This is a genomic window from Verrucomicrobiota bacterium, from assembly GCA_039192515.1.
In the GTDB taxonomy this organism is placed as follows: domain Bacteria; phylum Verrucomicrobiota; class Verrucomicrobiia; order Methylacidiphilales; family JBCCWR01; genus JBCCWR01.
Map to the genome: position 1 here is coordinate 43,015 of JBCCXA010000025.1, position 6,672 is coordinate 49,686.

General features: G+C 41.6%; 9 protein-coding genes. All 9 read left to right on the forward strand.

What is annotated here, in order from left to right; genetic code table 11:
• The first annotated feature begins 49 nt into the window (after positions 1–49).
• The 9 genes from AAGA18_11495 to AAGA18_11535 all read left to right on the forward strand — a co-directional run bounded on the left by AAGA18_11495 (position 50) and on the right by AAGA18_11535 (position 6,541).
• Positions 50–199 carry a hypothetical protein gene (locus AAGA18_11495; protein MEM9445960.1) on the forward strand — a complete coding sequence of 50 codons (150 nt, stop codon included), beginning with the start codon at positions 50–52 and terminating at the stop codon, positions 197–199.
• Positions 200–371: 172 nt separating this feature from the next.
• Positions 372–674 carry a hypothetical protein gene (locus AAGA18_11500; GenBank protein ID MEM9445961.1) on the forward strand — a complete coding sequence of 101 codons (303 nt, stop codon included), beginning with the start codon at positions 372–374 and terminating at the stop codon, positions 672–674.
• Between the two features lie 220 nt (positions 675–894).
• Positions 895–1,368 carry an acetolactate synthase small subunit gene (gene ilvN / locus AAGA18_11505; protein ID MEM9445962.1) on the forward strand — a complete coding sequence of 158 codons (474 nt, stop codon included), beginning with the start codon at positions 895–897 and terminating at the stop codon, positions 1,366–1,368.
• Between the two features lie 48 nt (positions 1,369–1,416).
• On the forward strand, positions 1,417–2,442 hold the full coding sequence (gene ilvC / locus AAGA18_11510) for a ketol-acid reductoisomerase (GenBank protein MEM9445963.1): 1,026 nt from the start codon (positions 1,417–1,419) through the stop codon (positions 2,440–2,442).
• A gap of 12 nt (positions 2,443–2,454) precedes the next feature.
• The gene (locus AAGA18_11515) at positions 2,455–4,014 is read left to right on the forward strand and encodes a 2-isopropylmalate synthase (GenBank protein MEM9445964.1); all 1,560 of its coding nucleotides are present in this window, start codon (positions 2,455–2,457) and stop codon (positions 4,012–4,014) included.
• Positions 4,011–4,823, forward strand: a complete 813-nt coding sequence (locus AAGA18_11520) for a tetratricopeptide repeat protein (GenBank protein MEM9445965.1) — start codon at positions 4,011–4,013, stop codon at positions 4,821–4,823. The genes AAGA18_11515 and AAGA18_11520 overlap by 4 nt, the downstream gene beginning before the upstream one ends.
• A gap of 48 nt (positions 4,824–4,871) precedes the next feature.
• On the forward strand, positions 4,872–5,234 hold the full coding sequence (locus AAGA18_11525; GenBank protein ID MEM9445966.1) for a glutaredoxin: 363 nt from the start codon (positions 4,872–4,874) through the stop codon (positions 5,232–5,234).
• A 484-nt stretch (positions 5,235–5,718) separates the two neighbouring features.
• The gene (locus AAGA18_11530; GenBank protein MEM9445967.1) at positions 5,719–6,093 is read left to right on the forward strand and encodes an IS630 transposase-related protein; all 375 of its coding nucleotides are present in this window, start codon (positions 5,719–5,721) and stop codon (positions 6,091–6,093) included.
• A gap of 1 nt (position 6,094) precedes the next feature.
• Positions 6,095–6,541 (forward strand): IS630 family transposase, encoded by a 447-nt coding sequence (locus tag AAGA18_11535; GenBank protein ID MEM9445968.1) that lies wholly within the window; start codon positions 6,095–6,097, stop codon positions 6,539–6,541.
• Positions 6,542–6,672 lie beyond the last annotated feature (131 nt).

A 6,672-nucleotide genomic window follows, 5' to 3' on the forward strand; every position in this document is an offset into this window, starting at 1 on the left:
CCACGCCAAGTCATTTCTCTATGATCTAGCTAGTCGAGTTAAGAATCGCATGCAAATAAGTTCTGATTCACTTCGAACTTATGGCGATGCCATAGAAGCAAGCTTTAGTTCTGAAGTCGATTACGGCCAGATTGTAAAGACTTACTCTGTTACGGATTTTAGAGCGCAAGGCAAATACAGCCCGGTAAAAATCATGTAGATTTGACCCACTAGCAATCATTTAAAAATGATACACCTTATAAGGGTTAAGGGATTCTGAAGGTTGAAGTCACCCTCCGCTACGCTTCGGTCTTCTTCAACCTTCAAATGGGTGTCATGAGTATGGTGCTGGTTACCTTGACAGAGTCTCTGTTGTGCTCTGGAAGAAGGTAATGATCACCATTGAAATAGCTATGGATATTAAAGCATTAGAAAAAGCCATAGGACATAATGAATCCTGTCGCTGCTCTTTTAGCGAAAAGGTGCGTGTTCATGAGTCCTTTCAGGGTGAACAGTTTCGGGATGGTGATATAATCGTATCTGACCTAGATGGAAATGCGAAAGCATCTGAAATCTATGTATGGGAATTTGATGATAAGGGAGAAAAACGAGTTGCCACTGTCCTAAATGTTCCCCCTGTTGAATCTCTGGCCACTGCTTTGAGAGTATTTTTTGTTTCGGAGCTAAAGAAATAAGGGTAATTGAAATGAGGACACTACCATATTTTTGTTTGACTGTCCTTGAGTGTTGGATAATCTGTTTCATTCATGAATATTGATGTGCAAGTGAAGGTGGAATTATTCCTCGTCGTCTGACGAGGATGGGTCACCTCTTGCTAAGTCAATGAGTTCCCATCCGACATCTAGAGAGCTGCGGATGGGTTTTTTGTTTTTATGAGTGAAAGACAGGTTTTTAATGAGACATACAATATCAGTTTTAGTGGAAAATAAGTTTGGAGTCCTCACCAGAATTACAGGACTATTTAGTGGACGCGGATTTAACATTGATACGCTTAATGTTGGCCCAACACATGATGACAAGTATTCTCGCATGACAATTGTTGTAGTGGGGGATGACCAAGTATTGGATCAGGTGCTCAAGCAACTGAATCGCCTCGTAGATGTAATTCGCGTAGAGGACTACAAGGATGGTGAGTTTTTGGATAGAGAGTTGATCTTGTGCAAGGTCAAAGTAAGCAGTAAGACGCGCTCTGAAGTTATCCAGATCAGTGACATCTTTAGAGCAAAGATCGATGATGTGCAGCCGGAATCATTGACCTTAGAAATGACAGGCAATGGAGGAAAGATCACCAAATTTATCTCTTTGATGTCTAATTTTGGGATTATTGATCTAGTCCGAACAGGTCAAGTTGTCCTGGAACGGAGCTAATGGATTTATCAAGTTAACTATCAGTAAATAAAGTTAGAAAGAAAGAAAATGGCAGCAAAAATCTATAAGGAAAAAGATGCTGATCTAAGCATCTTCAAAGGAAAGACCATGGCAGTAGTCGGCTTTGGTTCGCAGGGGCATGCGCACGCGCTCAATTTAAAAGAAAGCGGCGTTCATGTGATCATTGGGCTCTATGCTAAAAGCAAGTCAGCAGCAGTAGCCAAGAAGAAAGGGTTCAAAGTTTACGAAACTGCAGAAGCAGTGAAAAAAGCTGATGTTATATTTATTGCTGTGCCAGATATGTTGCAAGCTGATGTCTATACCAAGGATATCGAGCCCAACTTGAGCAAAGGTAAGACTCTGTTATTCTCACACGGTTTCGCTATTTTATATAAGACGATTGTCCCGCCCGTAGATGTGAATGTGGTTATGGTGGCACCTAAAGGACCTGGTCATACTGTTCGCAGCCAATATGAAATGGGTCGTGGAGTTCCTACCTTGATTGCGATTCACCAGGACGCAACACGCAAAGCGAAGAAAATTGCATTAGCTTGGGCAAAAGGTATTGGAGGGACTCGTGCAGGTGTTTTTCAAACCACTTTCCAAGAGGAAACGGAAACTGACTTATTTGGTGAACAAGCTGTTCTGTGTGGAGGAACTTCTGCATTAATTCAAGCGGGTTACGAAACTTTAATAGAAGCGGGTTATCAGCCCGAAATGGCCTACTTTGAAGTGCTTCATGAATTGAAATTGATTGTCGATATGATCAATGAGTCTGGGATTAGCGGGATGCGTTTTTCAATCTCTGAGACAGCCAAATATGGTGACGTGACGAGAGGTCCTCGCGTGGTAACTAGTCAGACGAAGAAGAGTATGAAAAAGATTTTGAAGGAAATTCAAAAGGGTCAGTTTGCTAATGAATGGATAGAGGAGCACAAGTCAGGTCGTAAAAACTATAACGCTTTGATGAAAGCCGGAGCAAAGCATCCAATCGAAAAAGTGGGCACCAAGTTGCGCTCTATGATGACGTGGATGAGCAAGAAGAATCTTAAAGGATCGCAAGCTGACTACTAAGAAATCTTTACAATGGATAATATACGCATCTTTGACACCACATTAAGAGATGGTGAGCAGTGCCCTGGGGCAAGTATGAACCCCAGACAGAAAATGGAAATTGCTCATCAGCTTGCCAGGTGGAATGTGGATGTGATTGAAGCTGGCTTTCCCGTTATCAGTGATGGTGATTTTGAATCCGTTCAGCAGATAGCAACAGAGATTAAGGGCCCTATAATTGCCGGCTTAGCCCGCTGCGTGAATAAGGATATCGATGCAGCTGGCTTAGCTATTAAGCCTGCTAAAGAGCGGGGTCGTATCCACGTTTTTTTGGCGACTTCTAAGATACATCGCGAATTTAAATTCAAGAAGGCGCAAGATGAAATTATTCGTCTTGCGGTTGAAGGAGTTAAGAGGGCTCGCAAATATGTAAAAGACGTTGAATTTTCGCCAGAAGATGCATCTAGGACCGAGCCTGAATTTTTAGCTAGAGTTACTGAAGCCGTTATATCAGCTGGAGCTTCTACGGTAAATATTCCCGACACTGTTGGCTATGCGGTGCCAGATGAGTTTGGTGCTTTGATCAAGTATTTGATGGATAATGTAAAGAATGTTGACGATGCAATCATCAGTGTTCATTGTCATGACGACTTAGGTTTGGCGGTTGCGAACTCACTAGCTGCTATCCAAAATGGGGCTAGGCAAGTTGAAGGTACTATCAATGGAATTGGCGAACGAGCAGGTAATGTGGCCCTAGAGGAAGTGGTCATGGCTCTAAAAACAAGACGCGATAGTTACAAAAGGTACAAGGTCAACGTTAACTTTAAGGAGACAGTCAAGACCTCAAAACTTGTTTCACGCATGTCTGGTATGTTGGTCCAACGTAACAAAGCAATCGTAGGAGCTAATGCTTTTGCTCATAGTGCGGGTATTCATCAAGATGGGATCATTAAAAAGCGCGAAACCTATGAGATTATGGACCCTAAGAAGATTGGTTGGGGTGAGACAGAGCTGCCCCTCACTAAGCATAGTGGCCGCAATGCGTTAAAGAGGCGTCTTCAACAGATGGCGTTCCAGCTTTCAGAAAAAGAAATAGATAAGATTTTTGCAGATTTTAAGATAATAGGAGATAAAAAGAAATTTGTCTACGATGAGGATTTAATTGCCTTGGTAGATAACCAAATGGCGGTTGTTAAGGAGACCTATACCTTAGAGTACTTAACGGTTAGCTCGGGTATCGGAATGATTCCAACCGCTACAGTCAATTTGAAAAAAGGAAAAGAGCTTTTTAAGGAAGCTGGCACTGGAGATGGTGCTGTTGATGCCGCCATGAAAACCATTGACCGTATTACGGGTCAACGAGGAGTCTTGGTAGACTATCAAGTTCGAGCTGTAACAAGGGGTAAAGATGCTATCGGAGATGTGACTTTGAAGGTTGATTTTACTCAAGATGGAGACTTGGTTACTGGTAAAGCTGCTTCAACAGATGTCATAGAAGCAAGTGCACAAGCGTACTTGAATGCTTACAATCGTTGGCTTAATATGAAAGCTCGGGTTGGAGCTCGTAAAACTAACAAAACGAAAACACCTTGACACTGATTCATCAATACAAGACTTGGAAGGAAGCTAGCAGTCGTTCTAGCGTGCTTATTACTTTAATTGGTTTCTTCGCTTTTAACAATTTAGCTGCAGCGCAAGGCGATTTCATGAAGCCCATTAGCGAGGAGAAAAAGGAGGAGCTAAGGGGTCAATTTATGCAAGGCCTACAGTTTATGCAGCAGGGCAAGTACGTTGATGCCTTATCTTTCTTTAAATCTAATCTTAGAGAAGATCCAAATGCTAAGGGTTCATTGCTTATGTCAGCGGTTGCTTATGTTGAGCTTGGACAATTTGAGGAAGCTGTAGAGAACATAGATCCATTTTTAAAGTTAGAGCCTAGGAATTCCGAAGGTCTTATTGCTGGAATTAAGTCGCACCAAGGAAAAGGAAATCATGACGAAGCTGAAAGACTTATTGCGCGTCTTAGAACTTTAAAGAATGAGGGTAAAGATTCCAGACTAAATGTCATGGCTAGCTTTGAAAGAGAACTCATTCCACTGTCAGGGGGTAGAAAGATTTCTTCACAGGAGTATTTCGATTATACAGTTGGTAAGCTAGACCCCGTTTGGAGGTTTCTACTGAAAGATAGTCCAACCAACATCAGCAGGAAGCTTGATTTTACACCCGCACCAGCTGAAGAAGCTTCAATCCTCAGGCAGCAGAATCCCGATTTAAAGGGTGTCTATGTTCTCTCTGAGTCTATTTATGCGGATGGAAAACTTTCGAATGTTAAAATTCATAGGTTTTTGTCTGCGCCGGATTATAAAACAGTCCGTCGTTATGTAACTGAAATCTTAGAGTAACAATCCGAAGCTAGCTTTTTTCTAAAAGCGCGTTAATATATACATAATATGAGTCAGCCAAAAATTATTTGTTATCTTAAGCCTTGGTGCGGATGGAGTAACGGTGTAAGAGCCATTATGAAAAAGTATGAGTTTGAGTTTGAGGATCGAGACATCATAGGCAGTCCCGAACAGCGTATGGAAATGATTCAAAAAACTGGCCAGGAATTGTCACCTTGTGTGGAAATTGACGGTCATATCTTAGCAGATGTGAGTGGTGAAGAAGTGGAAGCTTACATGCTCGAAAAAGGAATTGTAAAACCGGTTGATGCCCAAGCTGACGTTCCGACAGATCGAGGGTGCACTGATGAGGAGCATCTAGAAATGCAAAGGCAGCAGGGTTCGCCTATTAAGTTTATTAATAAAGGTTAGAGTGCCTCAGATACCCAAGAATGCTATCAATTGATAATCTTTTAGAGATAACCTAAGCTTCAACCCTTTCTTTATTGTCTAGTTAAATATTTTATCATGGCCACCTAAACTAGTATTTGGGGCGTAATTAAATTAAAATTTGACCTTTACGTTCGTCATACCCCCAGGTGCCCAGGGAGCCTAAGTATTCATAATTTTTCTGCTGGGTATTGATTTCCAGATATCAAGACTGAATCAGTGTATCATCAGGACTAGGCACAGGTTTCTAGAAGTTTTGATTGGTCAGTTCGGATAACGGACAGGTTCGATCAGGAACATTTGCCAATCTATTAGAAAATACGCCACTTGTATTCCTTAACCGCGACCAAAACAATCTCAATCAAATCATTCCGGGATTTGGGATCCTTGAGCTTATACTAGAGCAATTTTCAATTAAGTAACAACAATCTGTACATTTTCCGTAATGAGATATATAAGCTTAAAAATGAAAGCTTATAGTAGAGATCTAAGAGAGAAAATTATACAGGCCTTGATGGGTGGGATGAGTCAAACCCGAGCCGCAATGACATTTGGAGTAAACCGCACAACGGTCTGTGGTTACTGGAAAAGATATAATGAAAAAGGAGAAGTTTACTACAAACAACATGGAGGCCACCTTCAAAGTAAACTTCAACCCTACAAAAACAAGCTCATAGAATGGATCAAAGAGTCTCCAGGAATAACTTTGGAAGAGATGCAAGAGAAACTCTTAGAGCAATGTGAGCTAAGCATTAGTTTGGCCACATTGCACTATCACCTCATTAACATGGGCTACAGCTTTAAAAAAAACGTTTCGGGCCAGCGAACGTGGACGTGCTGATATAGAAGCAAGGCGTAAGCAATGGAGATGGGACCAGCTCCTATGGAATCCCCGGAAACTAGTTTTCTTGGATGAGACTGGAGTAAACACTAAAATGAGCCGTCTCTATGGAAGAGCTCTGAGAACAGAGCGGTGTCATGATCAAGTTGCTCATGGTCACTGGAATAGCTCTACATTTCTGGCAGCTCTAAGATATAACGCTATGACTGCGCCATTACTTATCGATGGAGCAATGGATGGTAAAATGTTTGTGGGCTACATCGAACAACACCTTTGCCCCACTTTAAAAGAGGGTGATATCGTTATCTGTGATAACCTGCCTGCCCATAAAGTCAAAGGTGCTAGGGAGGCAATAGAAGCTGTGGGTGGAGAACTTGTGTATCTTCCGGCTTATAGCCCCGATCTTAATCCAATTGAAATGGCCTTTGCTAAATTTAAAGCTCTATGACGCAAAGAAGCTAAAAGAACATGGGATGATCTTATCATTGCAGTTTCAGACTGTTTTGATTCTTTGACTAATGAGGACTGCAGAAACTTCTTTCACCACTGTCAGTATGTTTAAACTTAATTAGTAAATGC